Source organism: Bradyrhizobium uaiense (assembly GCF_010811875.1).
GTDB classification, from domain to species: domain Bacteria; phylum Pseudomonadota; class Alphaproteobacteria; order Rhizobiales; family Xanthobacteraceae; genus Bradyrhizobium; species Bradyrhizobium uaiense.
This window is the reverse complement of record NZ_VKHP01000648.1, coordinates 1-310: the sequence shown is the minus strand read 5'-3', so window position 1 is coordinate 310 and position 310 is coordinate 1. Positions and strand designations below refer to the sequence as shown.

1 pseudogene is annotated in these 310 nt (G+C 66.1%); it reads left to right on the top strand.

Features of this window, described 5'->3' with window-relative positions:
- Nucleotides 1–310: pseudogene (gene cpsB / locus FNJ47_RS46915) on the top strand (mannose-1-phosphate guanylyltransferase/mannose-6-phosphate isomerase); the annotation flags it as partial.

The window sequence follows — 310 nt, the reverse complement described above, 5'->3', positions numbered from 1 at the left end:
GCGCTCGAAGGCGTCGACGATCTCGTCGTGGTCGCGACCCAGGACGCCGTGCTGGTGTCACGCCAGAAGGACGCCAACGGGCTGAAGCGACTGGTCGCGAAACTGAAAGTCGCCGCGCCCGAGGTGACCGAGAACCACATCAAGGTGCATCGTCCCTGGGGCTCCTATCAGTCGGTCGACAACGGCGACCGTCACCAGGTCAAGCGCATCATCGTCAAGCCGGGCGGGCGGCTGTCCCTGCAGAAGCACCATCACCGCTCCGAGCACTGGATCGTGGTGCGCGGGACCGCGCAGGTCACCGTCAACGAGC